This is a genomic window from Bradyrhizobium sp. AUGA SZCCT0160 (genome assembly GCF_018130105.1).
Taxonomy (GTDB): domain Bacteria; phylum Pseudomonadota; class Alphaproteobacteria; order Rhizobiales; family Xanthobacteraceae; genus Bradyrhizobium.
Genome location: NZ_JAFCMD010000010.1, coordinates 31,246 through 57,743, shown reverse-complemented (window position 1 = coordinate 57,743; position 26,498 = coordinate 31,246). Strand labels below are relative to the sequence as shown.

The window sequence follows — 26,498 nt, the reverse complement described above, 5'->3', positions numbered from 1 at the left end:
GACGACGAGACCGAATCCAACCCCGATAAACCGACTGAAGTGCCCGACTTGAATCCTACCCGCATCTATGTCGACGCCGACGCCTGCCCGGTCAAGGACGAGATCTATAAGGTCGCGAGCCGGCACGGCCTGCCCGTCAGCGTGGTCGCGGGCAATTTCATCCGCGTGCCGCAGGATCCGCTGATCGAGCGGATCGCCGCCGGCGCCGGGATGGACGCCGCTGACGACTGGATTGCGGAACGCGCCGGCAGGGGCGATATCGTCATCACCTCCGATATTCCGCTGGCGAGCCGTTGCGTGAAGGCCGGCGCCGAGGTGCTGGCACCGAACGGCAAGCCGTTCACCGAACAATCGATCGGCATGACGCTCGCGGTACGCAATCTGATGACCGATCTGCGTTCGTCGGGTGAAGTGACGGGCGGACCGAAATCGTTCGCCCCGCGCGACCGCTCGGCGTTCCTCTCCGCGCTCGACCAGACCATCCGGCGCATCCAGCGTCAGCGGGCCTCGCAGCCTGCGCCGAACCAGAATTGAGCTGAACGATGCCGCCGCCGCTGATCCAGTTGAAAGATATCGCGCTGACCTTTGGCGGCACGCCGCTGTTGTCGGGCGTGGAATTGTCCGTGTCGACGGCCGAGCGCGTGTGCCTGATCGGCCGCAACGGCTCCGGCAAATCGACGCTGCTGAAGATCGCCGCCGGGTTAGTCGAGCCCGACAGCGGCAGCCGCTTCGTGCAGCCCGGCGCCACCATCCGCTATCTGCCGCAGGAGCCTGATTTCGGCGCGCACAAGACGACGCTGGCCTATGTCGAGGCCGGACTCAATCCGGGCGACGACCATTATCAGGCACGCTATCTCATCGAGCAGCTGGGCTTGAGCGGCGATGAAGATCCCGCCCATGTCTCGGGCGGCGAAGCCCGCCGTGCGGCGCTGGCGCGGGTGCTGGCGCCCGCCCCCGACATTTTGCTGCTGGACGAGCCGACCAACCATCTCGACCTCACCACCATCGAGTGGCTGGAAGGCGAACTGGAAAGCCGCCGCTGTGCGCTGGTCATCATCAGCCACGACCGCCGCTTCCTCTCGAACCTGTCGCGCTCGACCGCCTGGCTCGACCGCGGCCAGATTAGGCAGATCGACCGCGGCTTCTCTGCATTCGAAGCCTGGCGCGACGAAGTGCTGGCCGAGGAAGAGCGCGACCAGCACAAGCTTGACCGCAAGATCGTCAATGAAGAGCATTGGCTGCGCTACGGCGTCTCCGGCCGCCGCAAGCGCAACGTCAAGCGGCTCGGCAATCTGCATGCCCTGCGTGATCAGCGGCGGACCTATCGCGGCGCGACCGGCAACGCCAGCCTCGCCGCCGCCGAAGCGGACAAATCGGGCAAGCTGGTGATCGAGGCCAAGAACATCGGCAAATCGTTTGGCGACCGCAAAATCGTCGAAGGGTTCTCGATCCGGGTGCAGCGCGGCGACCGCATCGGCATCGTCGGACCGAACGGCGCCGGCAAGACCACGCTCATTGATATGCTGACCGGCGGCAGCCCGCCCGACAGCGGCACGATCCGGCTGGGTGCCAACATCGAAATGGCGACGCTGGACCAGCACCGCGAAAGCCTCGACCCCAAGTCGACGCTGGCCGATGCCCTGACCGGCGGCGGCAGCGACCATGTCATGATCGGCGGCAAGCCGAAGCATGTCGTCAGCTACATGAAGGACTTTCTGTTCGCGCAGGAGCAGATGCGCACGCCGCTGGAAGTATTGTCCGGCGGCGAACGCGGCCGGCTGATGCTGGCGCGTTCACTGGCAAAAGCTTCCAACCTGCTGGTGCTGGACGAACCAACCAACGATCTCGACCTCGAAACCCTCGACGTGCTCGAGGAAATGCTCGGCGACTACGAAGGCACCGTGATCCTGATCAGCCATGACCGCGACTTTCTCGACCGCGTCGTGACCTCGGTGATCGCGCCCGAAGGCGATGGGCGCTGGATCGAATATGCCGGCGGCTACACCGACATGCTGGCGCAGCGCGGCGCGGATCTGAAGCGCGAAGCGGTCAAGGTCGCCGAAGAGAAGCGGGAAGCGAGGGTTGCCGCTGGATCGCCTTCGACCGGACCGAAACGGCGCCTGAATTTCAACGAGAAGCACGCGCTGGAAACGCTGCCCAAGACCATGGCGAAGCTGCAAGCCGAGATCGCCAAGCAACAGCGCATTCTCGACGATACCGATCTCTACAAGAAGAACCGCAAGAAGTTTGATTCCGCCTCCGATGCGCTTACAAAGGCGCAGAAGGACTTACAGGAAGCCGAGGACAAGTGGCTGGAGCTTGAAGTGCTTCGGGAAGAGATTGAACAGGCATGAATCGTAGGATGGGTGGAGCGAAGCGATACCCATCATGCCCCGTGGATAGTGTTTGATGGGTTTCGCTGCGCTCTACCCATCCTACAATTGAGGAAACCATGACCACACCCCTCGCCGCCAAGATCGCCCGTGAATACGGCACACCCGCCGCCGTGATCGACATGGACCGGGTCGAGCGCAACATCGCGCGCATCCAGGCGGCTTGCGATGCCGCTGGCGTCGCCAACCGGCCGCACATCAAGACCCACAAGAGCCCGCTGCTCGCGACCATGCAGATCAAGGCCGGCGCCAAGGGCGTGACTTGCCAGAAGCTCGGCGAGGCCGAAGTGATGGCAGACGCCGGGATCGACGACATCCTGATCAGCTACAATCTGATCGGCGAAGAGAAGATGGCGAGGCTCGGCGCGCTGCAGGGCAAGGCCAACATGACGGTCGCCTGCGACAATTCCGTCGTGGTGGCGGGCCTGCCGCAGGCCGCCGCGGCCTCAGGCCGTCCGCTGTCGGTGGTGGTCGAATGCGACACCGGACGCAAGCGCGCCGGCGTCGAGACGCCTGCCGAAGCCATTGCGCTGGCACGCGAGATCGCGGGCTCCAAGGGACTGAAATTCGCCGGCTTCATGCTGTACCCGACCGAAACCGGCTGGGCCGAGGCACAAAAATTCTTTGACGAGGCGCTGGCCGGCGTCCGCGCCCACGGCCTCGATGCCACGATGGTCTCGACCGGTGGCTCGCCGAACATGAAGAACGTCGGCAAGCTCAAGGGCGCCACCGAGCATCGGCCCGGCACCTACATCTACAACGACCGCATGCAGGTCGCGGCCGGCGTCGCCAGTTGGGACGATTGCGCCCTCAGCATCTATTCGACGGTCGTCAGCCGCGCCGGCCCGGATCGCGGCATCCTCGATGCCGGCTCCAAGACCTTGACGTCGGACACCGGCGGCGGGCTCGAAGGCCACGGCCTGATCCTCGAACATCCCGAAGCCAAGATCGCGCGCTTTGCCGAGGAGCATGGTTTCCTCGACCTCACCCGCAGCAACACGCGGCCGAACGTCGGCGACGTCGTGCGCATCGTGCCCAACCATGTCTGCGTCGTCGTCAACATGATGGACGAAGTGGTGATGGTCCGCGGCGAGGAGATTCTTGGGACGCTGCCGGTGGCGGCGCGGGGGAAGCTGCGGTGATCCAGTCCGTAGGACGGGTAGAGCGGAGCGAAACCCATCATCTATCCCCGTGACATGATGTGATGGGTTTCGCTACGCTCTACCCATCCTACGATTGAGCCACTTCAACACACCCCTGCCCGCGGCAGCACCCGTCGCAAACGACGCCTGCAGCAGATAGCCGCCGGTCGGCGCTTCCCAATCCAGCATTTCGCCGGCCGCGAATACGCCCGGCAAACGGCGGATCATGAAGTCGGCATCGAGTTCGTCGAAGGCGATGCCGCCCGCGGTCGAGATCGCGCGCGCGATCGGTGCGACGCCGTTGAGTTCTACGGGCACAGCATTGATCAGTCGCGCGAGATCGGGTGGCGATAGCGAAGCCAACGATACGCCGGACGTCTTCGCCGCCTCCTGCAGCAATCCGATCGCGACCGGCGAAAGATGCGCGGCCTTGCGCAGGAAGTTCGACTGGGATTGTTTACCTTTTGGCGCAGAGAGCCGCGCGGTCAATTCCTCGATCGCCAGATCGGGGCGCAGCGCGACGTGCAGCGTCGCCTGCCCTGCGCCAAGGATCGCCTCGCGCAATTCCGCCGACAGCGCATAGATCGCGCCACCTTCGATACCCGTGCGGGTGACGATGGCTTCGCCGCGAACGCTGTGCGTTCCAAACGTCAGCGCTACGCCCTTGAGCGGCTGGCCTTCGAACCGATCGCGGAAAATATCGGACCATGCGACGGTGAAGCCGGAATTTGCCGGACGCAGCGGGGATATGTTGACGCCCTTGGCAGCGAGCGTTTCCGCCCATACGCCGTCGGAGCCAAGCCGCGGCCAGCTTGCGCCGCCAAGTGCCAGTACGGTCGCGCTCGCTTCGATGTCGCGTGGTCCGTCCGGTGTCTGGAACTGGAGGCGGCCGTCTTCGCTCCAACCGGTCCAGCGATGGCGCAGCGCGAACTGCACGCCCTGCAAGTCCAGCCTCCGCAGCCATGCCCGCAGCAACGGTGACGCCTTGAATGCTTGCGGGAAAACCCGGCCGCTGGAGCCGACGAAAGTCGGCTGCCCCTGCGCCTCGCTCCAGTCGCGCAGCGCCTGTGGCGGAAAGACGTCGATGGCCGCCTTCAGGTTCGGCATTGCTTCGGCGTAGCGCGCAACGAAGGCGGCCAGCGGCTCGCTGTGCGTCAGATTGAGCCCACCCCGGCCGGCCATCAGCAACTTGCGCCCGGCCGAGGGCATCGTGTCGTAGACGGTGACCGCAGCGCCGCCCTGCGCCAGCACTTCGGCCGCCATCAGCCCGGCAGGTCCGGCGCCGATGACGGCGATAGCCATCGTCAGAGCTTGATCCCCGCCTTCGCGGCCGCCTGCCCGACATATTTCTGCGTCTGCTCGAACGCGCCCTGCAGCGCCTTCGCCGTGGACATATCGCCGATCGCGGCAAAGTTCGCCGCGATGGCGTCCGGCGTCCACTCGGCTTGCGGCAGGTTGATGCCTTCGGTTTCCACGACCTTGATCACCGCAAACGAGCCGGCACCCGCGCCCATGATGGTGCGGGTCGGCGCGTCCTCGCTCAGCAAAAATTCCACCGCGGGCGTAATCGCCTCGGGGCGCATCAGCGCCAGCGCCTGCGGCGGCAGCAGTTCTTCCGTCATGCGCGTCGCCGCGGTCGGCGAAATCGTATTGACGCGGATGTTGTTCTTGCGGCCTTCCTCGGCCAGCACGTTCATCAGGCCGACCATGCCGGCTTTGGCGGCGCCGTAATTGGCCTGGCCGAAATTGCCGAACAGGCCGGATGAAGAGGTCGTCAGCACGATGCGCCCATAGTTGCGCTCGCGCATGCCATCCCACACTGCCTTGCAGCAGTAAAATGTACCGACGAGATGGACATCGAGCACCTTGGCAAAGTCGGCGATGTCCATTTTTGCGAACGACTTGTCGCGCAGGATGCCGGCGTTGGCGCACAACAGATCGACGCTGCCCCACTCCTTCGTGGCCCGCTCGACCATCGCGGTGACTTGTCCGAACTTCGAGACGTCGGCGCCGTCGGCCATCGCCGTGCCACCGGCTTTGCGGATTTCCTCGACCACGGTCTCGGCGGGCGTCAGCGAGCCGCCGGTGCCGTCGCGCGCGCCGCCGAAATCATTGACGACCACCTTGGCGCCGCGGCTGGCCAGCCCCAGCGCATGCGCCCGTCCCAGACCATTGCCCGCGCCGGTGACGATTGCGACGCGTCCGTCAAACCTGATTGTCATGCGTAAGATTCCTGGTTCTCGTCATGCCCGGCCTTGTGCCGGGCATCCACGTCTTGTTCGGTGCTGCATAGCAAGACGTGGATGGCCGGGACAAGCCCGGCCATGACGACGGAGTTACTAAGCGAAATAGATCAAGCCGAGCCAGTTGGCGACCAAAGCGGGCTTTGCTTCACCCTCGATCTCGACGGTGACATTGGTGCGCGACTGCAGTTCCTTCGGCTTGCGCAGCGTGGCCTCCAGCAGCGTGAAACGGCCGCGGACGCGGGAGCCCGCGCGCACCGGCGACATGAAGCGCAGCCGGTCGAACCCGTAATTCACACCCATCGTGGTGCCTTCGATGACCGGCATCACCTCATAGGACATGATCGACAGCAGCGACATCGTCAGAAAGCCGTGCGCCACGGTTGTGCCGTAAGCGGTCTCCTTCTTGGCGCGCTCGGGATCGACATGGATGAACTGGTGGTCCTCGATCACGTCGGCATAGACGTCGATCCTGGCCTGATCGACCAGATGCCAGGACGAGACGCCGATTTCCTTGCCCACCATGGCCTGATAGGCTTCGAACGACACCGGCGGCTTCTTCCAGACTTCATTCATTACTCAGGTCTCCAATCCGGCGGTCCGCACCTTCTGCAGCTCTGGAAACTGTTCTTCGCGGAATTCCGTCCCGCGCAGCGCATCGCTGCGGTTGTCGTCATGTTCCAGCCGCCGCAACTGCACGCGGCGGATTTTTCCCGAAATCGTCTTCGGCAATTCGGTTACCAGCTCAATGCGGCGGATGCGCTTGAACGGCGCAAGGCGCGTGTGCAGATGGTTGAAGATCGACAGCGCGGTTTCCGGCGAGCGTTCCACGCCGGCCACCAGCAGCACATAGGCCTTCGGGATTGCGAGCCTGATCGGATCGGGACTGGGCACGACGGCGGCTTCCGCCACCGATTCATGCTCCAGCAGCACGCTTTCGAGTTCGAACGGGCTGATGCGGTAGTCGGAGGATTTGAACACGTCGTCGGAGCGGCCGACGAAGGTCAGATACCCCTCGTCATCGGCGAACACCACGTCGCCGCTGCGATAGAGATCGCCATCGGCGCCGCTCAGTTTGCCGTCCTCGCCTTGATAGCCCTGCATCAGGCCGGCCGGACGGTCCGCGCCGAGCACCAGCGTCACCTCGCCCTCCTTGGTGGCGTGGCCGTCATTGTCCGTGATCTGCACGCGATAGCCGGGCAATGGACGGCCCATCGATCCGATTTTGACCTTCTGGCCCGGCGAATTGCCGGCGAGCGCCGTGGTTTCGGTCTGGCCGTAGCCGTCGCGGATGGTCAGGCCCCAGGCGTTCTGCACCTGATCGATGACTTCGGGATTGAGCGGCTCGCCGGCGCCGCAGACCTCGCGCAAGCTCACCTTGAAGTCCGCGAGCTTCTCCTGGATGAACAGCCGCCACACCGTCGGCGGCGCGCACAAGGTCGTCACGCCGCAGCGGCCGATGGTGGCGAGCAATGACTTGGCATCGAAGCGCGGCTGGTTGACCACGAACACGGTGGCGCCGGCGTTCCATGGCGCGAACAGACAGCTCCAGGCGTGCTTGGCCCAGCCCGGCGAGGAAATGTTGAGGTGCACATCGCCCGGCTGCAGCCCGAGCCAGAACATCGTCGACAACGCGCCGACGGGATAGCTGCGCTGGCTGTGCCGCACCAGCTTTGGTTTTGCCGTGGTACCCGAGGTGAAATAGAGCAGCAGCGGATCGTCGGCGTTGGTCGGGCCGTCGGTTGCAAACGTCTCGGACGCGCTGGCGGACTCTTCGAACGGCAACCAGCCGTCGTGCTTCGCGGTCGCACCGACCACGATGCGCACCAGGCCCTCGGCACCAAGGCTCGCGAATTTCGCGACCTGATCCTGCGAGGCCACCACGACCTTGGCGCGGCCGCGGTCGAGCCGGTCGCGCAGTTCGTCGGGCGTCAGCAGCGTGGTTGCGGGGATCACGACGACGCCGAGCTTCATCGCCGCCAGCATGGTCTCCCACAGCGGCACGACATTGCCGAGCAGCAGCAGCAGATGATCGCCGCGCTTCAAACCTTGCGCGCGCAAAAAATTGGCGACCTGGTTGGAACGGCGCGACAGCGCGGCAAAGGAAAGCTTCATCTCCTTATCGCTGCCGGCATCGACGATCCACAGCGCCGCACGGTCCTTGGTGTCGACGTTACGGGCCAGTTCGGCGTCGAACCAGTCCAGCGCCCAGTTGAACGGAACAGGGTCCGGCCAGCGGAACCCCTTTACCGCGGTGTCGTAGTCGGTGCGGTGCTTGAGCAGAAAGGCGCGCGCTTCCTGGAAACTCGTCATCGGCTCTCCGTTATTTCCCGGCGAGACTCCGAACGTGCTGGATAATCCCGGAAAAATCCACCCCGCCATGGCCGGCGGCGTCGAATGCCTTGTAGATCTCCTGCGCATGTTTGCCCAGAGGCGTTGCGGCCCCCGCGGCGTTGGCGGCGTCCTGCGCCAGCGTCAAATCCTTCACCATCAGATTGGAGGCGAAACCGGGCTTGTAGCCGTTGTTGGCCGGCGAGGTCGGAACCGGGCCCGGCACCGGGCAATAGGTCGTCAGCGACCAGCATTGCCCCGATGAGGTCGAGGCGACGTCGAACAGCGCCTGATGCGACAGGCCGAGCTTTTCGGCGAGCGCGAAGGCCTCGCCTACCGCGATCATGGAAATACCCAAAATCATGTTGTTGCAGATCTTGGCCGCCTGCCCGGCGCCGGCGCCGCCGCAATGCACGATCTTCTTGCCCATGTTCTCCAGCACCGGCTTGGCCGCGGAAAACGCCTTGTCCTCGCCGCCGCACATGAAGGTGAGCGTCGCGCCCTTGGCGCCGCCGGTTCCGCCGGACACCGGCGCATCGACCGAAGCCATGCCGTGCTTCGCCGCCAGCGCATGCGCCTGCTTTGCGCTTTCGACGTCGATGGTCGAGCAATCGATGATCAGCGCACCCTTGGCCATCGCCGGAACCACGTCGGTCCAGACCGAGACCACGTGCTTGCCCGCGGGCAGCATGGTGATGACGGTATCCGCACCTTTCACCGCGGCGGCGGCGCTGTCCGCGATGGTGGCGCCGTCGCTCTTGGCCTGGTTCTTGGACGCCTCGACCAGATCAAAGGCGATGACCTTGTGGCCGGCCTTGACCAGGTTGGCCGCCATCGGACCGCCCATATTGCCGAGGCCAATGAATGCGATATTTGCCATCTCGAATCCTCCGCGTGAGTTGTTCTTGTTATTTCAGTTGAACCTGAGTTCGTCGGCGCCGATCTCGGCGAAGTAAGGCGCCTGCATCGCAGGCGTCACGTCCTCGATCCGCGGCGGCGACCATTTTGGACTTCGGTCCTTGTCGATCACGGCGGCGCGCACGCCTTCGCGAAAGTCGTCGCTGGCAAACACTTCCAGCGCGGCGCGATATTCCCGCACCAGGCATTCTTCCAGCGAGGACGACGCCCGCGCCAGCCGAAGCAGTTTCAGCGTGACCACCATGCCGCGTGGCGATTTCTCGCCGAGCGTCTTCAGGGTTGAAAGCGCCAGTTCCGAGCGGTCCTGCTGCAGGGCGGCGACGATGTCTTCCATCCGGTCATGGGCGAACCAGCTGTCGATTTTTGTCTGCATGGCGGCCACGGGGCCGGCAGTCTCGCCGGTCGCAAAGCCATCAATAAGGGTCTTGATTTCGGCTGATGTTGCTCCGGGCCGGACCTTGGTCAGCGCCTCGCGCAACGCGGGCAATTTAGCCGATGGCACGACCGCATCGGCAAAATGCGCATTGATCGCATCGGGGCCATTCATGGTCTGGCCGGTCAGGCCAAAATAGGTTCCGATCTCGCCTGGCGAATGCGAGAGCAGCCAGGTGCCGCCGACATCCGGGAAAAAGCCGAGGCCGACTTCGGGCATCGCCAGTTTCGTCCGCTCCGTCACCACGCGATGGCTGCTGTGGGCCGACAACCCGACGCCGCCGCCCATTACGATGCCGTCCATGAAGGCGACATAAGGCTTTGGAAACTTCTTGATGCGGGCGTTGAGGATGTATTCCTCGCGCCAGAGGATCTTGCCGAGATCGCCGGCGACCTTTGAGCTCTCCCACAGCGCTCGGATATCGCCGCCGGCGCAGAGGCCGCGCTCGCCTGCCCCTTCCAGCAGGATCACCGCGACCGCGGGATCGGCCTCGAACTGATCGAGCGCCTTGTCGACGTCGCGAAACATCTCCAGCGTCACGGCATTGATCGCCTTCGGCCGATTCAGCCGGATCACGCCGCAAGAACCCTCGCGCCGCGCGATCAGGTCGCCCTCCGGCGCCTCGGTAGCCGATGTCATCGCGCGCCCTCGATCAGTTTTCGCGACACGATCAGCCGCATGATCTCGTTGGTCCCTTCCAGGATCTGGTGCACGCGCAGGTCTCGCACGATCTTTTCGATGCCGTATTCGCTGAGATAGCCATAGCCGCCATGCAGTTGCAGCGCCTGGTTGGCGACCTCGAAGCCGACATCGGTGCCAAAACGCTTGGCCATCGCGCACAGCATGGTCGCGTCGGCATCCTTGCGGTCGAGTGCGGCGGCCGCGCGCCACACGAAGGTCCGCGCCGCCTCCAGTTCGGTCGCCATGTCGGCGAGGCGGAACTGCAGCGCCTGAAATTCGTCGAGGCGCTTGCCGAAGGCTTTTCGCTCTTTCATGTAGCCAAGCGACTTATCGAGCGCGTACTGCGCGCCGCCGAGCGAGCACGCCGCGATGTTGATGCGGCCGCCGTCGAGCCCGGCCATCGCAATCTTGAAGCCGATGCCCTCGTCGCCGAGGCGATTTTCAACGGGCACACGCGCATTCTCGAAAATCACCGCACGGGTCGGCTGCGCGTTCCAGCCCATCTTGCGCTCATTGGCGCCGAACGACAGGCCGGGCGTATCGCCCTCGATCACCAGCGTCGAGATGCCGCCCGGGCCATCGGCGCCGGTACGCACCATCACCACATAGAGATCGCCCTTGCCGGCGCCTGAAATGAACTGTTTCTGGCCGTTGAGCACGTAATGATCGCCGTCGCGCACCGCGCGGGTGCGCAGCGCCGCAGCGTCCGAGCCGGAGCCCGGCTCGGTCAGGCAGTAGCTCGCCAAGAGCTCCATGGTGCAGAGCTTCGGCAGCCATTTCTGGCGCTGGGTGTCGTTGCCATAGGCATCGATCATCCAGGACGCCATATTGTGGATCGAGATGAACGCCGACACCGTCGGGCAGCCCTGGGCCAGCGCCTCGAAGATCAGCGCGGCGTCGAAGCGTGTCAGCGCCGAGCCGCCGACATCGTCGCGGATATAGACCCCGCCGATGCCGAGCGTCGCCGCCTCGCGCATCACGTCGACGGGGAAATGCTTTTCCTCGTCCCAGCGGATTGCATGCGGCGCAATTTTCTCCGCGGCAAATTCCCGCGCCATGTCGCGAACCGCAATCTGGTCCTCATTGAGAGCGAAATGCATCTCGGTGCCCGCGTTTCTCTTACCGTCATGGCCGGGCTTGTCCCGGCCATCCACGTCTTTGCTGCTAAAACCTTCAAGTCGTGGATGCCCGGGTCAAGCCCGGGCATGACGAGTTAAGGAGATTACGACGCGATCAGTTCATCGTCGGAATCGAAAACTCCGCGCCTTCCTTCACACCCGACGGCCAGCGCGAGGTGATGGTTTTGGTCTTGGTGTAGAAGCGGATCGAATCCGGGCCGTGCTGGTTGAGATCGCCGAAGCCGGACTTCTTCCAGCCGCCAAACGTGTAATAGGCGATCGGCACCGGGATCGGCACGTTGATGCCGACCATGCCGACTTCGACCTTGGCGGCGAAATCGCGCGCGGCGTCGCCGTCGCGGGTGAAGATCGCAACGCCATTGCCGTAGTCATGGTCCGACGGCAGCGCCAGCGCTTCCTTGTAGTCGTGCGCGCGCACCACCGACAGCACGGGGCCGAAGATCTCTTCCTTGTAGATCCGCATGTCCTTGGTGACGTTGTCGAACAGCGAACCGCCGAGATAGAATCCCTTCTCGTAGCCCTGCATCTTGAAGCCACGGCCGTCGACCGCGAGCGTCGCGCCTTCCTTGACGCCGATGTCGATGTAGCTCTTCACCTTCTCGACCGCTTCGCGCGTCACCAGCGGGCCGTAATCGGCCGAGGGATCGATCGAGGTGCCGATCTTGAGCGACTCCACGCGCGGGATCAGCTTTTCCATCAGGCGGTCGGCGGCGGTCTTGCCGACGGGGACAGCTACCGAAATCGCCATGCAGCGCTCGCCCGCCGAGCCGTAGCCGGCGCCGATCAGCGCATCGACGGTCTGGTCCATATCGGCGTCCGGCATCACGATGGCGTGGTTCTTGGCGCCGCCGAAACACTGGCAGCGCTTGCCGGTCTGCGCGGCGCGCTCGTAGATGTACTGCGCAATCGGCGTCGAGCCGACAAAACCGATCGCCTTGATATCGGGATCGTCGAGAATGGCGTCGACGGCTTCCTTGTCGCCGTTGACGACGTTGAGCACGCCGGGCGGCAGACCCGCCTCGATCATCAGGGCGGCGAGCAGCATCGGCACGCCGGGATCGCGCTCCGAGGGCTTTAAGATAAACGCGTTGCCGCAGGCGATCGCCGGCGCGAATTTCCACATCGGGATCATCGCCGGGAAATTGAACGGCGTGATGCCGGCGACGACGCCGAGCGGTTGCCGCATCGAGTAGATATCGATGCCGGGGCCGGCGCCTTCAGTGTATTCGCCCTTCATCAGATGCGGAATGCCGCAGGCGAATTCGACCACTTCGAGGCCGCGCTGGATATCGCCCTTGGCGTCAGGAACGGTCTTGCCGTGCTCACGCGCGAGGAGATCGGCGAGCTTGTCGTAATCGCGGTTGGCGAGTTCGAGGAACTTCATCATCACGCGCGCGCGGCGCTGCGGGTTGGTGTTGGCCCACTCGACCTGGGCGGCCTTGGCGTTCTCGACGGCGGCGCGGACCTCGGCCTTGGAGGCCAGCGCCACCTTGGCCTGGACGTCGCCGGTCATCGGCTCGAAAACGTCGGCCGTCCGGCCCGAATTGCCCTTGACCTCTTTGCCGCCGATGAAATGTCCGATTGAACGCATGAATCTTCTCCTTGGGAGTCTCGGGTAATTTTACCGCCCTTTTTGACCCGCATTTCCTAGGATACAAGTCTGATAAATTGCACCATAGATGTGCGGAAATGCTGGATCAAGGCGGCGGCACGATCGATTGGGATGACTTCCGTTTTCTGCTGGCGATTGCGCGCGGCGGAACGGTATCCGCTGCCGCAAAACAGCTGGGCGTCGATCATGCCACAGTGATCCGGCGTGTCGACCGGCTGGAGCGGCATCTGTCCGCAAAACTGTTTGATCGGCGCAAGACCGGCTATTTGCTGACCGAGGCCGGCCAGCGCGTCGCCGACAGCGCGGAGGCGATGGAATCGACCATCGTCGCCAACCAGGAGGCGGTCGGCGGCTCCCGCGCGCATCTGACCGGCACCGTGCGGATCGGGGCCCCCGACGGTTTTGGCAGCCACTTCCTGGCCTCGCGCCTCGTCAAATTCGTCGAACGCTACCCGGATCTCGACCTGCAGCTGGTCGCCACCGCCCGGCTGTTCAGCCTGTCGAAGCGCGAGGCCGATATTGCGATCAGCTTGACGATGCCGAAGGAAGGCCGGATCGTTGGGCGCAAGCTGCTCGATTACAGCCTCGGGCTTTATGCCGCCCCCGCCTATCTCGACCGCGCGCCCCGGATTACCGGGCGCAGCGACCTCGCCGCACATCGCTTCGTCGGCTACATCGAGGAGCTGCTGTTCACACCGGAACTGGATTATCTCCCCCAGGTCAGCCCAAAGATCTCCGCGAAATTCCGCAGCGCCAATCTGATCGCGCAGCTCAACGCCACCATCGCCGGCTTCGGCATCGCCGTGCTGCCGCATTTCATGGCGAGGGCTCATCCCGAGCTGCGACCGGTGCTGCCGGACGAGATTACTATCTCGCGGACGTTCTGGCTGTTGATGCATGCCGACAGTAAGGATCTGGCACGGATCCGCGCGGTGGCGGATTACGTTTATGAGACGGTGGAAGGCGAGCGGGCGTTGTTTGGTGGGCGGTGAACGAAACTGTCGTCCCGGCCTTGAGCCGGGACCCATACCGCGTGATCTATCGACAGAAAAAAGCCGGCAGACGCTGCCTGCAATTACAACGGTCGCGGCGTATGGGTCCCGGCTCAAGGCCGGGACGACGGCGGTGGGTGACGCTGCTAATTCGCCGCAGCCTTCTTCGCGGCCGGTTTCGCCGCCGCAGCGCGGCTCACCACGGCCTCGCGTCCGGCGGCGAGGATCTCGTCGGAGAACTCGCCATTGCCGGCGATCCGCGACAGCACCAGCGTGCCCATCATGGTCGCGAGCGCCGCCACCGCCTGCTTGCGCGCGACTTTGCGCGGGACGTCGAGAATCTGATCGGCCATCATGTCGATCATCGCTTCCAGCTTGGCGGCAAAGGCTTTTCGCGTCTTCGCGCTCTCACGCGCGATCTCGGCGCCGAGCGTCGGAATCGCGCAGCCATGGCCGGGATCGTCGCGATGAACAGGCGTCAGATAATTCTCGACGATGGTTGCGAGACGCTTGTCCGGCGGGGTCTCGTCGGCGACCTTGCGCCAGCGCTCGGTCGAGCGGTCCATCGCATAGGCAAAGGCTTCGATGACAAGCGCCTCGCGGGAATCGAAATGGGCGTAGAAGCCGCCATGGGTCAGGCCAGCCTCCTTCATCAGGTCGGCGACACCGATGCCATGCGCGCCCTTTTCGCGAAGCCGTACTGAGGCCTTCTTCACGATCCGCGCGTGGGTTTCCTGCTTGTGCTCCTTCGAATAGCGCATCGCAATTCCTGAACCATTAGATGTTTGCAGTCATATAATAGCAGTTGCACGCGAAAAAAGCTGCACCTATTTCGTCTTAGGACCCTCGCCGATCATCGAGAAGGTGGCGGTCGCGTGCACTGCAAGATTGCCGGCGCCGTCGCGGACAAAGCCTTCGGTATAGCTGGTTTGGCGGCCGAGTTTTATGATTTTGCCTTCGGCCGAGATCTTGCCCGACTTGACCGAGAGCGGCCGCAGATAGGTCAGCTTGAGATCAAGCGTCACCGCACCCTGCCCGGCCGGCAGCATGGTCGAGATCGCGCAGCCCATGGCGGTATCGAGCAGAGCTGCCGCGGTCGCGCCGTGCAACAGACCGATGGTATTTTCCAGGCTTTCATGCGGTTCGAGTTCCATCACGATCCGCCCCGGTTCGGCAGTGCGAAGTCGGAAATCGATCAGGCGGGCCATCGGCGGTTCCGGCAGGATACCGTCGCGGATCGCGCACATCGCCTCCATGCCCGTCATCCCGGCGGCAGCCTTCGCGGCCGGCCCCGGCGCCTGCCAATCGACCACGCGCTCCCGGCGCATGGCTGAAGAAAACAGGTCGGCGGATTCTATCGCGCTCATGGCGGCTCCTTTTAGATTACGATCGTCATATTACACCGACAGGCTTCGCCGCGCAACGCCCCTCGCCTGCCAGCCCTTGACAATTCAGCGCATTGTCCGGGAAGTGGCGCAAACCGTGCCACTGAACCCAAAAAACCAAGACCAACAGAGAAAATCGGATGGAAATGCTCAATCCCCATTGCGGCATCGACCGCGATTCCCGCGGCGTGGTGCGGCTGTCGATCTGCAATGCAGGCTCGCTGAACATCCTGAGTTCCGCCGTCACATCAGGCGTGCGCGAAGGCTTTGAGAAACTCGCCACCGATCGGACCATTCGCGCGGTGATCCTGGCCGGCCAAAGCGAGAAGAGCATGATCGGCGGCGCCGACATCAAGGAAATGGCCAAACTCGACCAGAAATCCGCCGAAGCCTTCATCACGCGGCTCCGCGATCTCTGCGAAGCCGTGCGCCAATTTCCGGCGCCCGTGATCGCGCGGCTACCCGGCTGGTGCCTTGGCGGCGGGCTGGAGGTCGCGGCCGCCTGCGATTTCCGGATTGCTGCGCACGACGCTCATTTCGGCATGCCCGAGGTCAAGGTCGGCATTCCCTCGGTGATCCACGCCGCGCTCTTGCCGCGGCTGATCGGCTGGGGCCGCGCCCGCTGGCTGGTGATGACCGCGGAGAATATCGATGCCCCGACGGCGCTGGCGTGGGGGCTGGTCGACAAGGTCGCGCCGGCCGGCGGCCTCGATGACGCGGTCGAGCATACGGTCAAGGCGCTTCTCGAATGCGGCCCCGAGGCGCTGCGTTCGCAGAAGGCACTGCTGCGGCAATGGGAAGAACTGCCGCTCAAGGAGTCCGTCAATCTCAGCGTCGGCGTGTTCGGGCAATCCTTCCTGACCGGCGAACCGCAGCGGATGATGCAGGGCTTCATCGATCGGAAGCGATAGCCGCAGGAGAAGTAATGGAAAGGTCGTTCGACGCGATCGTACTCGGTTTGGGGGCAATGGGCTCCGCTGCAACCTACCAGTTGGCCAGTCGAGGCGCCTCGGTTCTCGGGATCGATCAGCTCAAGCCGCCTCATGAGCTGGGTTCGACGCACGGCGATACCCGCATTACGCGCATCGCCTGCGGCGAGGGTCCCGAGTACTCGCCATTTGCCAAGCGGTCGCACGAGATATGGCGCGACATCGAGAGCCGGACTGGTCGGGATCTTTTCACCCAAAATGGACTGCTGGTGATCTCCGGCAAGGGCCAGCGTGCCGCCGGACATGAAAATCCGGAATTTCTCAAGACCACAGTGGCAGCGGCCGACGAGGCCAAGATCAAATACGAAATTCTGGATGGCAAAACGATCAGACAGCGTTTTCCCGCCTTCAATGTCAACGACGACGATGAAGCCTATTTTGACGAGGTCAGCGGCTATGTTCGACCTGAGTCATGCATCGAGGCACAGCTTCAACTCGCGGCCACCTCGGGCGCCATGCTGCGCTTTTACGAGAAGGTGCTGAAATTCGAACCCAATGGCGACGGCGTGCAGGTGACGACAGGCGTCAGCACCTATCGCGCCAGGAAACTCATCATAACCGCCGGCCCATGGATCAACCAGGTATTGGGCGTTGATCGGCAATTCAGCATAACGCGGCAGGTGCTCTATTGGTTTGGCCTGAAAAACCAGCACCGATACCCGGAATTTCTTCCAGAGCGATTTCCGGTGTACATCTGGCAACTTCCGGCACCCCAGAGCATCTACGGCTTTCCATTGATTGGCCACCCCGAACAGGGGGTGAAGATCGCCACCGAGCAGTATGAGGATACGACGACGCCCGACACGGTTCGCCGGAGCGTTGGTCCGGACGAAATCACTGGGATGTTCAGAACCTATGTCGGGCCGTTCTTCCCTGGCCTCGACGAAAATTGCGTGAAGACCAAGGTGTGCCTTTACACCTGTGTGAAGAACGCCCGGTTTATCATTGATTATCACCCCGATATGAAGAACGTCATCATCGCCTCGCCGTGCTCGGGGCACGGGTTCAAGCATTCCGCCGCTGTCGGAGAAACGCTTGCGCAGATGGCGCTTGGCCAATCGCATCTGGACGTCAGCAAGTTCTCGTTTTCAGGCGCTATCTGAGAGCCCGGCGCGCTTCGCCGCAAAAACATGGCTGCCTTGCCATCCCGCCTCTTTCAAGCTGTAGTCGGCGTGACCAAGGAACCGGATGAACAAAGCGGGAAACGCATGAGACCTGCCGGCAAGGGGCCGCTGGATTCGCTCTACTTCCACTATCCGATCTTTCCGGCGCGGCGCGTGCCCGAACTGGATGGCGTGACCGTTCGTCATCCCGTTGCGATCGTCGGCGCCGGCCCGATCGGGATGACGGCAGCGCTGGTGCTGGCGCGGTACGGCGTTCGCAGCGTGCTGATCGATCGCAAGGATACTTTTAATGACGGCAGCCGGGCGCTCTGCATCGCGCGGCCGAGCATGCATATCCTGGAGCGGATCGGCGCGGTGGCGCCCTTCCTCCAGAAATCGCTGGGCTGGCGCTACGGCCGCAGCTACTACCGCGGCGAACAGATCTTTCGGCTCGAGATGCCGCATCCGCCGAATGAAAAATATCTGCCGATGTACAATCTGCAGCAGCAATATATCGAGCAATATCTGCATGACGCGGTGACGGCCTGCGACCTCATCGACATGCGCTGGCAGAGCGAGCTTTCCGACATCCAGCCGGACGCGGATGGCGTTTCGATCGGTGTCACCTCGCCCGCCGGCAACTACCGCCTCGACGCTGAGTATGTTCTCGCTGCCGACGGCGCGCGCTCGCCGATCCGTTCCCAGCTTGGGCTGCGGATGAAGGGCGACAATTACGAAGGCCGCTACGTGATCGCGGATATCCGCATGGATCACGATTTCCCGACCGAACGCCGCGCCTTCTTCGAGCCGAGCGGCAATCCCGGCGGCACGGTGCTGATCCACAAGCAGCCGGAAAGGATCTGGCGCGTCGACTACCAGCTTCGCGAAGGCGAAAGCGAACAGGAAGCGATGCGCGAGGAAAGCATCCGCGCGCGCGTCGGCGCCATCCTTGGTGATATCGGCCACGACAGACCGTGGGAGCTGGAATGGTGGAGTGTCTATTCCGCCAACACGTTGTGCCTCGACGACTACCGGCATGGCCGGGTGTTCTTCATCGGCGACGCCGCGCATATCGTACCGATTTTTGGCGTGCGCGGCCTCAACAACGGCCTCGCGGATTCCGAAAATCTCGGCTGGAAGCTGGCGCTCGTCCTCAACGGCGAGGCGGATGAAGCCCTGCTCGACAGCTATTCGCCGGAGCGCCGCGGCGCCACGCTCGATGTGTTTGCCAACGCCACCAAGAGCACGCGCTTCATGACGCCGCCGACGCGCGGCTGGCGGCTGGCGCGTGAGGCGGCGCTGTCGCTGAGCCTGAAGCACGAATTTCCGCGCGGCCTCGCCAATCCAAGGCAGATGCAGCCCTACACTTATTCTGAAAGCCCGCTGACGCCTTATGCCATCAGAGATGCCGAGTTTACGGGTGGCCCCGCCTGCGGCAGCGTTGCGCCGAACGCGAAGCTTCCCGACGGTAGTCATTTGCTGGATCAGGCCGGCATTGGCCTGACTGCTATCCTGTTCTGCCGGGGCGCGCCGTCCACCGACGACATCATGCTCCTCGACCGGCTTCGCAATACGGACAAGCGCCTTGCGGCGCTCTTGATCGGAACCAGTCACGTCAGCGATGCCGACGGCGAGATCGCTCGCCTGTACGCGGCGGCTCCCGGCACGCTTTATCTGCTGCGTCCCGACCTGCATGTCGCCGGGCGATGGAAAACGATCGCCGCAAACGAGGTGCTGCGGACCGCCGCCCTGTGTCTCGGGAGGGCCAGAGCATGAGCACGATGCCATCAGCGGATTTCGAAACCGCCTATGAGACGCTCGCAACGGCCATCGATTCGGCCGGGCCCGAGCGCGAGGCGCTGTTCCTGACCCGGCTGGCGCTGGTGCTCGGGCATGAACTCGGCGACATCGCCGTCTTCCAGAACGCGATCCGGACGGCGCTCGACGGGCTGGAATAGCGCGACGCCGCTCCACATCTCCTGCCCGATCACCGGATCAATTCAGCTCATCCGATCGCGATATTTTCTCATGGCATGATCCACTCATTTCCGTGAGATCATCCGTTGCAATTTTTGCAACGCATCGTATGATGTTCATAATCTTATTTAACCGAACATCTCTGGGAGTTCCGCCATGGCCGCCTCCGATCCCGTCGTCATCCTGTCCGCCGCCCGCACGCCGCTTGGCCGGTTCATGGGCGAATTGTCGCCCTTCAGCGCCCACAAGCTCGGCTCGCATGTGATCGGCGCGGCGCTGGAACGCGCAAAACTGGCGCCGGAGCGGATCGACGAAGTGTTCATGGGCAACGTGCTGCCGGCCGGCCAAGGCCAGGCCCCGGCGCGCCAGGCCGCACGCGGCGCCAAGCTGCCAGATGCCACCGGCGCCACCACCGTCAACAAAGTGTGCGGATCCGGCATGAAGGCCACCATGCTGGCGCATGACATCATCAAGGCCGGTTCGGCCGAGATCGTGCTGTCCGGCGGCATGGAGAGCATGTCGAACGCGCCCTATCTGCTGAGCAAGGCGCGCGCGGGTTATCGCGCCGGCCATGACCGGATCATCGACCACATGATGATGGACGGCCTCGAAGACGCCTACGAGACCGGCCGCTCGATGGGCGATTTCGGCGAAGCCACCGCGGAAGCCTATCAGTTCACCCGCGCCGATCAGGACGCCTACGCTATCGAGACGCTGACGCGCGCCCGCAAGGCGGTCGAAGGCGGCGCGTTCAAGGCCGAGATTGTGCCGATTACCGTTAGCGAGAAGGCCGGTCCGCGCGTGATCGCCAATGACGAGCATCCGCTCAAGGTCGATCCCGCCAAAATTCCAGGGCTGAAGGCGGCATTCCGCGCCAACGGCACCATTACGCCGGCCGCCTCCTCTGCCAACGCCGACGGCGCTGCAGCGCTAATCCTGGCGCGGCGCTCGCTCGCCGATCGCGAAGGCCTGCGGGCGTTCGCCGAGATCAAGGGCCACGCCACCCACAGTCAGGAGCCGCAATGGTTCACCACGGCGCCGATCCCGGCGATCCGGAAGCTGCTCGACAAGGTCGGCTGGAGCGTCGGCGATGTCGACCTGTTCGAGATCAACGAGGCGTTTGCGGTGGTGGCGATGGCGGCGCAGCGCGACCTCGGGATTCCCCGTGAGAAGCTGAACGTCAACGGCGGCGCCTGCGCGCTCGGCCACCCGATCGGCGCCACCGGCGCTCGCCTGATCGTCACGCTGCTGCACGCGCTGGAAGCGCAGAACCTGAAGCGCGGCGTCGCGGCGCTATGCATCGGCGGCGGGGAAGCCACCGCGATCGCAGTCGAGCGCATCGTGCATTAGCGGTATGTCCGAAAACGAGGGAAGTTCGGCATTTATGTCAAGAGGCGATCGTGGCAGGATGTACCGCCCCGACACATCCTGCCAACCGCCCCAATTGAATTTTTCAGGCTCAATGATTTCGAACTGGTTGTCCGCCGCCCTCGCCCGCCGCAAAGTCCATTATGGCTGGGCGATGGTCGGCGTGACCTTTTTCACCGCGCTGATCTCGGCCGGCACCGTCGGCGCACCCGGCGTCTTCATCGTGCCGCTGCAGAAGGAATTCGGCTGGAGTGCCGCCGAGATTTCCTCGGCGCTGTCGATCCGCTTCATCCTGTTCGGGCTGATGGCGCCGTTCGCGGCCGCGCTGCTCAACCGTTACGGCCTGCGTAATATGTCGCTGTTGTCGCTGCTGATCGTGGCCTCCGCGCTGATCGCTTCGCTGTTCATGACGCAAGTCTGGCACCTGATGCTGCTGTGGGGCGTCGTGATCGGCCTCGGCACCGGCATGACCGCGCTGGTGCTCGGCGCCACGATTTCGGCACGCTGGTTCGTGGCGCGACGTGGCCTCGTGGTCGGCATCCTCACCGCGAGCGTGGCGACGGGCCAGCTCGTCTTCCTGCCGCTACTCGCAACGCTGACCGAACAGTATGGCTGGCGCAACGCGCTGGCGTTGATCTGCGTGATGCTGGGCGTCGCGGCCGTTGCCGTGGCGATGATCATGCGCGATCGCCCGAGCGACCTCGGTCTGCGTCCATACGGCGATGAGGGCACCGAGCCGATCGTCTCGCCGCCGCCCAGCAATGCGCCGATCCTGGCCGCCGCGCTCGGCACCTTGCGCGACGCCTCGAAGACAAAAGTGTTCTGGATCCTGTTCGCCACCTTCTTCATCTGCGGCGCCAGCACCAACGGCCTGATCCAGGTGCACCTGATTCCGATGTGTTTCGATTACGGCATTCCGCAGGTGCAGGCCGCGAGCCTGCTTGCCGCGATGGGCATCTTCGATTTCGTCGGCACCATCGTGTCCGGCTGGCTGTCGGACCGCTACGACAATCGCTGGCTGCTGTTCTGGTATTACGGCCTGCGCGGCCTGTCGCTGCTCTTCCTCCCCTTTACGGATTTCTCGTTCTACGGCCTGTCGGTGTTCGCGGTGTTCTATGGGCTGGACTGGATCGCCACGGTGCCGCCGACGGTGCGGCTGACCGCGCAACGGTTCGGAGCGGAACGCGCCAATCTGGTGTTCGGCTGGATTTTCGCCGGCCACCAATTGGGCGCAGGCGTTGCTGCCTTCGGCGCAGGGCTATCGCGGACGGTCTATGCGACCTACGTGCCCGCCTTCTTCGTCGCCGGCGCGCTCTGCATCGTCGCGGCGCTGATCACGCTGGCGATCGCGAGGCCGGCACCGAAGCCGGCTACCGCAGTAGCAGCAGCGTAGCTTAGTACGTGATGGTGGAGCGAACGCCCACCATCATCCCGTCCTTGATGCGCTTTGACTGTGCGGATCGTTGGAATCAGACGCGCCGCCGCCGGGATGGGCGATGTACTGCGACGCCGCAAAGCGGCGGCGAGACGGAATGAGGGGTCTGTCTCCGCGGACCCCTCGCGTTCCGCGAAGGCACCTTCTCTCACAAGGGAGAAGGAAGAGGCAACCACCTACGGCCGGATCGCCATATTCGTCGCCGGCCCCGTGGTCAGGACTCGTTCCGCCAGCCGTGCGAATTCGCAGAGCAGCGAGCGCGTCTTGCGGGGGTCGATCACCTCCTCGACCCAGAACTTTTCGGCCGAGCGGAACGGCGAGCGCAGCTTGTTGAGACGGTCCTCGATCTCTTTCAGCTTTGCCGCCGGATCTTCCGCGGCATCGATGTCGGCGCGATAGGCCGCTTCGATGCCGCCTTCGAGCGGCAGCGAGCCCCAATAGGCCGAGGGCCAGGCGTAGCGCATCGAGTAGCGGTTGGCCGGTTGATGCACCACGCCGGCGACACCAAAAGCGTTGCGCACGATGATGGTGCACCAGGGCACCGTGCTCTGGTTGACGGCTGCCATCGCGCGCACGCCGTGACGGATGGTCGCCGACTTCTCGGCCTCGAGCCCGATCATGAAGCCCGGGCAATCCATCAGATAGACCACCGGCAGATGGAAGGTTTCGGCGAAGTCGACCCAGCGCACCACCTTCTGGCAGGCTTCCGCGGTCCACGACCCGCCATAGTGGAAGGGATCGCTGGCGAGCAGCAGCACCGCGCGGCCTTCGAGACGCGCCAGGCCCGTGATGATCGGGCGGCCGAAATTGGCGTTGACCTCGAAGAACGAGCCCTTGTCGACGACGGCGTCGATGATCGGGCGCATCTTGTAGACTTGGCGACGGTTGCGCGGCACTGCCTTCATCAGTGCTTCCTCGGCCCGCTCCGGATCGTCGGTGCAGGGCGTGGCCGGCGGCAGTTCGTAGACCGAAGACGGCAGATAGGACAGGAAGCGCCGGGCGCGCTCGAACGCCTCTTCCTCGGTATCGACCGCATCGTCCACACCGCCGGCGCGGGTCTGGATGTCGGCGCCGCCCAGTTCCTGTTTGGTCAGGTCCTGACCGAGACGCTTCACGACCGGCGGCCCCGCGACGAACATCGCCGAATTCCGGGTCATGACGGAATAATGGCTCGCCGCCAGCCGCGCGGCGCCAAGGCCCGCGACGGAGCCGAGGCCGAGCGCCACCACCGGCACGCGCGCCATGTTCGCCGTCGTGAACCAGTACCAGCGCGTGCCACCGACGCCGCCCGGCAGATTGGCGGCGCCTCGCGTCTCGATCGTCTTCACCGAGCCGCCGCCGCCCGAGCCTTCGATCACGCGGATGATCGGCAGGCGGAAATCATGCGCCATCTCTTCGGCCATCAACGGCTTGGCCGAGATCGAGGCGTCGGCCGAGCCGCCGCGCACGGTGAAATCGTCGCCGACGACGACCACCGGACGGCCTTCGACCTTGGCCCGGCCGAACACGCAGTTCGCGGGCGTCAGATGCTTGAGTTCGCTGTGCTCGTCATATTCGGCGATGCCGGAGATGGCGCCGATTTCGTGGAAGGACTTCTGGTCAACGATCCTGTCGATGCGCTCCCGAACGGTGAGCCGGCCCTGGTCATGCTGACGCCTGACCTTGTCAACGCCTCCCATCTCCCGCGCGAACGCTTCGCGCCGGGCGAGATCGTCGAGTTCCGGCTTCCAGTTCATTCGTATCCTCCGCCTTGATGATTTTATTCTTGTTATGCACTGACACCGGAAGCGCTTTTCTTTCCAGCCGGTTGGTGAAGATGTCGCCGTCGGCGCCCTCGAGCAGGCCGCCGAGCGCGGCTGCCAGTTCGACCATGACAGGCGCCACGTCGCGGTGCACCCGCTTTTCATCGAACATGGCGGACAACAGACCTATCGTCGTCACGACATAGGTTTGATATTGCGGCGACCACAGCGGCACGGCGCAACCGTTGATGTGCGGGCTCCAGGTACCGCAGGCCACGACATAACCGTGTTCGCGCAGATGGCGGCGATTGTCTTCGATGCGCGACCTCAGCATCCGCGCGCTATCCGGCATCTCGCGCTCCATTTCCACGATCAGCGCATCGCCGACATCGTCGTCGAGCGCCGCGGTGTAGGCGTGTCCCGCCGCCGTGCTCGCCATCGCAATGCGGCTGCCGGTGGTCTCGTGCAGGCCGAGCGCATTCGCGGCGCGGGCGAATTCGAGATAGACCAGCTGGAAACGATCGGGGATCACGAAACCTACCGTGCCCGGCAATTGCTCGGCGACATCCTGCAAGCGCAACCGGATCAGGTTGCGCAGCTGCAAGCCCTTCATCATCGAAGTGCTCATCGCCACCGCGCTCGGGCCGATGCGATACTTCTGGTCGCGCGGCAGATAGACGAGCTGGCCCATTCGGGTCAGCGTGTGCGTCAACCGCGACACCGTCGATCGCGGCAGACCGCAGCGGTTGGAAATTTCGAGATTGCCGAGTCGGGCTTCGTGACCCTCGAAGCACCGCAGCACATCGAACGCCCGCGACACCACCTGAATCACATCGCCCTCGCCCGCCAGATCGCTGGCGAGCATTCCCTGTTTGCTAAGCCGCTCCGAGCGTCTTCCCATATGTTGGCTCCGTTCCGCCCTGCGGAATAAAATTCCACTTGCAGATCAAGCTACCTCAGGCAATCTGCAGCCACAACAAAAAGCCGTTCGCGGGACGAAATTGTCACGTCACACGGTCCCGGAGGGTGGCATGCCAGAGATCAAGATTGTGACTGAAGTCGCCGGACGCGTGTGCGCGCTGGCCGCAGAAGCCGGAGCGAGTGTCGGTGACGGCGACGAGATTGCATTCGTCGAAGCGATGAAAATGGAAATCCCGGTAACCTCGACAATTACCGGGAAAATCAAGGCAATTCTGGTCAAGCTCGACGACGTGATCGCTGAAGGACAGGTGGTCGCGATCGTCGAAGCCTAGGCATTTCGCGTCATACTTTTGATGCGTGACGATCTGTCCGCCAGTGCAACTGGCATAATGGTGGGCGTGACCGTGCTCGGACGTTGCCATCGCAATGCTGCGATGACATCATCTCAATCATAAAAAGTTTCATCTAGCGAAACAATTTTGGAGGAAACATGACCCGTCGGCTGATGGATTTCGCGCCTGTTGCGCTCGCAGGCGTCTCACTCTTGGCTTTTGGGCCGGCACTGGCCCAGGACGTCAAGCTACCGCCGACCATGACGTTCACCGCTTATGACACCGGCACCGCCGGATTCAACATTGCGGTCGCCGTCGGCAAGATGATGAAGGACAAATACGGCACCGACCTGCGGGTTCTCCCCGCAGGCAATGACGTGGCGCGCCTCGCACCGTTGCGCGCCGGTCGCGCGGCGTCGTCTGCGATGGGATCAGGCAGCTACTTCGCGCAGGAAGGCGTGTTTGAGTTCGGCTCCAAGGAATGGGGCCCGCAGGCCTTGCAACTGGTGCTGTCGTCGGTTGACTGCAACGGCGCTTCGCTCGGCGTGGCAAAGGACACCGGAGTGAAAGAGGTCAAGGACCTCAAGGGCAAGCGCGTCGGGTTTGTCGTCGGCTCGCCTGCGCTCAACCAGAACTCACTAGCGATCCTCGCGTTCGGCGACCTCAAGCAGAGCGACGTCAAGACGGTGGAATTCTCCAGCTACGGCGCGATGTGGAAGGGCTTGATCAACAACGACGTCGACGCCGCCTTCGCGACCACCATCACCGGACCGGCAAAGGAAGCCGAGACGTCGCCGCGCGGCATCGTCTGGCCGCCGCTCCCGCACAGCGACAATGCCGGCTGGGAACGCGTTCAGAAGGTCGGGTCCTTCTTCTTCCGCCATGTCGCCACCTGCGGCGCCGGCATTTCCAAGGATAAGCCGATCGAGCTCGGAAATTATCCGTACCCGATCTTTGTCACCTACGGAACGCAACCGGCCGACCAGGTCTACGCGATCACCAAGGCAATGATCACGGGCTATGACATCTACAAGGATGCCGCCGCCGGCGCGGCCGGCCTTGCGGCCGACCGTCAGACCAAGAAGTGGGCGGTGCCCGTTCATCCCGGCGCTGTGAAGGCGCTGAAGGAAGCCGGCCAGTGGAGCGACGACCAGGAGACGCATAACAACGGGTTGATCAAGCGGCAGGCCGTTCTGGCCGCAGCGTGGGCCGACTTCGGCAAATCCAGTCCGCCTTCGGACGAGAAGGCTTTCCTCGATGCCTGGATGAAGGCGCGCGCCGCGGCGCTTGCCAAAGCCGGCATGCAGAACGGATTCGAGTAACCACCGTCTTTCCGATGACGGCGAACACCATACTGGGGAC

General features: G+C 63.8%; 24 protein-coding genes. 12 read left to right on the top strand and 12 right to left on the bottom strand.

The features are described from left to right. Positions 1-48: 48 nt before the first annotated feature. From JQ558_RS17595 to JQ558_RS17585, 3 genes are all read left to right on the top strand, one after another. Positions 49-534: a YaiI/YqxD family protein gene (locus JQ558_RS17595; RefSeq protein WP_212207872.1), complete on the top strand. Its 486-nt coding sequence runs from the start codon at positions 49-51 to the stop codon at positions 532-534. An 8-nt stretch (positions 535-542) separates the two neighbouring features. Beyond that, entirely contained in the window at positions 543-2,354 is a 1,812-nt protein-coding gene (locus tag JQ558_RS17590) for an ABC-F family ATP-binding cassette domain-containing protein (RefSeq protein ID WP_212294392.1), read from the top strand. Positions 2,355-2,452: 98 nt separating this feature from the next. Beyond that, a complete protein-coding gene (locus tag JQ558_RS17585) occupies positions 2,453-3,535 on the top strand; it encodes a D-TA family PLP-dependent enzyme (RefSeq protein ID WP_212207870.1) in 1,083 nt (360 codons plus the stop codon). 72 nt (positions 3,536-3,607) lie between these two features. Here the strand turns inward: JQ558_RS17585 and JQ558_RS17580 are convergent, their stop codons facing one another. From JQ558_RS17580 to JQ558_RS17545, 8 genes are all read right to left on the bottom strand, one after another. Then, entirely contained in the window at positions 3,608-4,837 is a 1,230-nt protein-coding gene (locus JQ558_RS17580) for a TIGR03862 family flavoprotein (RefSeq protein WP_212294391.1), read from the bottom strand. Positions 4,838-4,839: 2 nt separating this feature from the next. After that, entirely contained in the window at positions 4,840-5,757 is a 918-nt protein-coding gene (locus JQ558_RS17575; protein ID WP_212207868.1) for an SDR family NAD(P)-dependent oxidoreductase, read from the bottom strand. A 117-nt stretch (positions 5,758-5,874) separates the two neighbouring features. Further along, on the bottom strand, positions 5,875-6,354 hold the full coding sequence (locus tag JQ558_RS17570; RefSeq protein ID WP_212207867.1) for a MaoC family dehydratase: 480 nt from the start codon (positions 6,352-6,354) through the stop codon (positions 5,875-5,877). A 3-nt stretch (positions 6,355-6,357) separates the two neighbouring features. After that, positions 6,358-8,091: an AMP-binding protein gene (locus tag JQ558_RS17565; protein ID WP_212294390.1), complete on the bottom strand. Its 1,734-nt coding sequence runs from the start codon at positions 8,089-8,091 to the stop codon at positions 6,358-6,360. Positions 8,092-8,101: 10 nt separating this feature from the next. Then, positions 8,102-8,989, bottom strand: a complete 888-nt coding sequence (gene mmsB, locus JQ558_RS17560) for a 3-hydroxyisobutyrate dehydrogenase (RefSeq protein ID WP_212294389.1) — start codon at positions 8,987-8,989, stop codon at positions 8,102-8,104. A gap of 33 nt (positions 8,990-9,022) precedes the next feature. Next, positions 9,023-10,099 (bottom strand): enoyl-CoA hydratase/isomerase family protein, encoded by a 1,077-nt coding sequence (locus JQ558_RS17555; protein WP_212294388.1) that lies wholly within the window; start codon positions 10,097-10,099, stop codon positions 9,023-9,025. Beyond that, positions 10,096-11,241 (bottom strand): isobutyryl-CoA dehydrogenase, encoded by a 1,146-nt coding sequence (locus JQ558_RS17550; protein WP_212294387.1) that lies wholly within the window; start codon positions 11,239-11,241, stop codon positions 10,096-10,098. The genes JQ558_RS17555 and JQ558_RS17550 overlap by 4 nt, the downstream gene beginning before the upstream one ends. Positions 11,242-11,374: 133 nt before the next feature. Next, positions 11,375-12,871 (bottom strand): CoA-acylating methylmalonate-semialdehyde dehydrogenase, encoded by a 1,497-nt coding sequence (locus JQ558_RS17545; protein WP_212272668.1) that lies wholly within the window; start codon positions 12,869-12,871, stop codon positions 11,375-11,377. A 98-nt stretch (positions 12,872-12,969) separates the two neighbouring features. Here JQ558_RS17545 and JQ558_RS17540 point away from each other — a divergent pair, with 98 nt between their 5' ends. Next, on the top strand, positions 12,970-13,884 hold the full coding sequence (locus JQ558_RS17540) for a LysR family transcriptional regulator (protein WP_212294386.1): 915 nt from the start codon (positions 12,970-12,972) through the stop codon (positions 13,882-13,884). A gap of 146 nt (positions 13,885-14,030) precedes the next feature. Here the strand turns inward: JQ558_RS17540 and JQ558_RS17535 are convergent, their stop codons facing one another. Then, a complete protein-coding gene (locus JQ558_RS17535; protein WP_212294385.1) occupies positions 14,031-14,645 on the bottom strand; it encodes a TetR/AcrR family transcriptional regulator in 615 nt (204 codons plus the stop codon). Positions 14,646-14,711: 66 nt separating this feature from the next. Then, positions 14,712-15,251 carry a PaaI family thioesterase gene (locus tag JQ558_RS17530; RefSeq protein WP_212207860.1) on the bottom strand — a complete coding sequence of 180 codons (540 nt, stop codon included), beginning with the start codon at positions 15,249-15,251 and terminating at the stop codon, positions 14,712-14,714. Positions 15,252-15,409: 158 nt separating this feature from the next. Here JQ558_RS17530 and JQ558_RS17525 point away from each other — a divergent pair, with 158 nt between their 5' ends. The 6 genes from JQ558_RS17525 (at position 15,410) to JQ558_RS17500 (ending at position 22,099) form a co-directional block, all read left to right on the top strand. Then, entirely contained in the window at positions 15,410-16,180 is a 771-nt protein-coding gene (locus JQ558_RS17525; protein WP_212294384.1) for an enoyl-CoA hydratase, read from the top strand. 14 nt (positions 16,181-16,194) lie between these two features. Further along, positions 16,195-17,361, top strand: coding sequence for an N-methyl-L-tryptophan oxidase (solA, locus tag JQ558_RS17520; protein WP_212294383.1), 1,167 nt, complete (start codon positions 16,195-16,197; stop codon positions 17,359-17,361). A gap of 105 nt (positions 17,362-17,466) precedes the next feature. Continuing rightward, entirely contained in the window at positions 17,467-19,137 is a 1,671-nt protein-coding gene (locus tag JQ558_RS17515) for an FAD-dependent monooxygenase (protein ID WP_212294382.1), read from the top strand. Further along, positions 19,134-19,319, top strand: a complete 186-nt coding sequence (locus JQ558_RS17510) for a DUF2783 domain-containing protein (RefSeq protein WP_192739698.1) — start codon at positions 19,134-19,136, stop codon at positions 19,317-19,319. The genes JQ558_RS17515 and JQ558_RS17510 overlap by 4 nt, the downstream gene beginning before the upstream one ends. 175 nt (positions 19,320-19,494) lie before the next feature. Further along, on the top strand, positions 19,495-20,688 hold the full coding sequence (locus tag JQ558_RS17505) for an acetyl-CoA C-acyltransferase (RefSeq protein ID WP_212272677.1): 1,194 nt from the start codon (positions 19,495-19,497) through the stop codon (positions 20,686-20,688). Between the two features lie 112 nt (positions 20,689-20,800). Then, complete coding sequence (locus JQ558_RS17500; protein WP_212294381.1) at positions 20,801-22,099, top strand: MFS transporter; 1,299 nt, start codon at positions 20,801-20,803, stop codon at positions 22,097-22,099. 218 nt (positions 22,100-22,317) lie between these two features. Here JQ558_RS17500 and JQ558_RS17495 read toward each other — a convergent pair whose 3' ends face one another. Together JQ558_RS17495 and JQ558_RS17490 are read right to left on the bottom strand one after the other, a co-directional pair. Beyond that, the gene (locus tag JQ558_RS17495) at positions 22,318-23,877 is read right to left on the bottom strand and encodes an acyl-CoA carboxylase subunit beta (RefSeq protein ID WP_212294380.1); all 1,560 of its coding nucleotides are present in this window, start codon (positions 23,875-23,877) and stop codon (positions 22,318-22,320) included. After that, positions 23,807-24,784: an IclR family transcriptional regulator gene (locus JQ558_RS17490; protein ID WP_212207853.1), complete on the bottom strand. Its 978-nt coding sequence runs from the start codon at positions 24,782-24,784 to the stop codon at positions 23,807-23,809. The genes JQ558_RS17495 and JQ558_RS17490 overlap by 71 nt, the downstream gene beginning before the upstream one ends. A 130-nt stretch (positions 24,785-24,914) precedes the next feature. Here JQ558_RS17490 and JQ558_RS17485 point away from each other — a divergent pair, with 130 nt between their 5' ends. Together JQ558_RS17485 and JQ558_RS17480 are read left to right on the top strand one after the other, a co-directional pair. Beyond that, positions 24,915-25,136 carry an acetyl-CoA carboxylase biotin carboxyl carrier protein subunit gene (locus JQ558_RS17485; RefSeq protein WP_192739703.1) on the top strand — a complete coding sequence of 74 codons (222 nt, stop codon included), beginning with the start codon at positions 24,915-24,917 and terminating at the stop codon, positions 25,134-25,136. Between the two features lie 158 nt (positions 25,137-25,294). Next, positions 25,295-26,458, top strand: a complete 1,164-nt coding sequence (locus JQ558_RS17480) for a TAXI family TRAP transporter solute-binding subunit (RefSeq protein WP_212207852.1) — start codon at positions 25,295-25,297, stop codon at positions 26,456-26,458. Positions 26,459-26,498 lie beyond the last annotated feature (40 nt).

What these genes read in the sequence shown, in the direction of transcription:
- JQ558_RS17545 (WP_212272668.1), bottom strand. Translation starts at nt 12,871, where the DNA reads ATGCGTTCAATCGGACATTTCATCGGCGGCAAAGAGGTCAAGGGCAAT.
- JQ558_RS17585 (WP_212207870.1), top strand. Translation starts at nt 2,453, where the DNA reads ATGACCACACCCCTCGCCGCCAAGATCGCCCGTGAATACGGCACACCC.
- JQ558_RS17510 (WP_192739698.1), top strand. Translation starts at nt 19,134, where the DNA reads ATGAGCACGATGCCATCAGCGGATTTCGAAACCGCCTATGAGACGCTC.
- JQ558_RS17540 (WP_212294386.1), top strand. Translation starts at nt 12,970, where the DNA reads ATGCTGGATCAAGGCGGCGGCACGATCGATTGGGATGACTTCCGTTTT.
- JQ558_RS17565 (WP_212294390.1), bottom strand. Translation starts at nt 8,091, where the DNA reads ATGACGAGTTTCCAGGAAGCGCGCGCCTTTCTGCTCAAGCACCGCACC.
- JQ558_RS17500 (WP_212294381.1), top strand. Translation starts at nt 20,801, where the DNA reads ATGATTTCGAACTGGTTGTCCGCCGCCCTCGCCCGCCGCAAAGTCCAT.
- JQ558_RS17490 (WP_212207853.1), bottom strand. Translation starts at nt 24,784, where the DNA reads ATGGGAAGACGCTCGGAGCGGCTTAGCAAACAGGGAATGCTCGCCAGC.
- mmsB (WP_212294389.1), bottom strand. Translation starts at nt 8,989, where the DNA reads ATGGCAAATATCGCATTCATTGGCCTCGGCAATATGGGCGGTCCGATG.
- JQ558_RS17530 (WP_212207860.1), bottom strand. Translation starts at nt 15,251, where the DNA reads ATGAGCGCGATAGAATCCGCCGACCTGTTTTCTTCAGCCATGCGCCGG.
- JQ558_RS17505 (WP_212272677.1), top strand. Translation starts at nt 19,495, where the DNA reads ATGGCCGCCTCCGATCCCGTCGTCATCCTGTCCGCCGCCCGCACGCCG.
- JQ558_RS17515 (WP_212294382.1), top strand. Translation starts at nt 17,467, where the DNA reads ATGAGACCTGCCGGCAAGGGGCCGCTGGATTCGCTCTACTTCCACTAT.
- JQ558_RS17555 (WP_212294388.1), bottom strand. Translation starts at nt 10,099, where the DNA reads ATGACATCGGCTACCGAGGCGCCGGAGGGCGACCTGATCGCGCGGCGC.
- JQ558_RS17485 (WP_192739703.1), top strand. Translation starts at nt 24,915, where the DNA reads ATGCCAGAGATCAAGATTGTGACTGAAGTCGCCGGACGCGTGTGCGCG.
- solA (WP_212294383.1), top strand. Translation starts at nt 16,195, where the DNA reads ATGGAAAGGTCGTTCGACGCGATCGTACTCGGTTTGGGGGCAATGGGC.
- JQ558_RS17550 (WP_212294387.1), bottom strand. Translation starts at nt 11,241, where the DNA reads ATGCATTTCGCTCTCAATGAGGACCAGATTGCGGTTCGCGACATGGCG.
- JQ558_RS17495 (WP_212294380.1), bottom strand. Translation starts at nt 23,877, where the DNA reads ATGAACTGGAAGCCGGAACTCGACGATCTCGCCCGGCGCGAAGCGTTC.
- JQ558_RS17570 (WP_212207867.1), bottom strand. Translation starts at nt 6,354, where the DNA reads ATGAATGAAGTCTGGAAGAAGCCGCCGGTGTCGTTCGAAGCCTATCAG.
- JQ558_RS17590 (WP_212294392.1), top strand. Translation starts at nt 543, where the DNA reads ATGCCGCCGCCGCTGATCCAGTTGAAAGATATCGCGCTGACCTTTGGC.
- JQ558_RS17580 (WP_212294391.1), bottom strand. Translation starts at nt 4,837, where the DNA reads ATGGCTATCGCCGTCATCGGCGCCGGACCTGCCGGGCTGATGGCGGCC.
- JQ558_RS17535 (WP_212294385.1), bottom strand. Translation starts at nt 14,645, where the DNA reads ATGCGCTATTCGAAGGAGCACAAGCAGGAAACCCACGCGCGGATCGTG.
- JQ558_RS17575 (WP_212207868.1), bottom strand. Translation starts at nt 5,757, where the DNA reads ATGACAATCAGGTTTGACGGACGCGTCGCAATCGTCACCGGCGCGGGC.
- JQ558_RS17525 (WP_212294384.1), top strand. Translation starts at nt 15,410, where the DNA reads ATGGAAATGCTCAATCCCCATTGCGGCATCGACCGCGATTCCCGCGGC.
- JQ558_RS17480 (WP_212207852.1), top strand. Translation starts at nt 25,295, where the DNA reads ATGACCCGTCGGCTGATGGATTTCGCGCCTGTTGCGCTCGCAGGCGTC.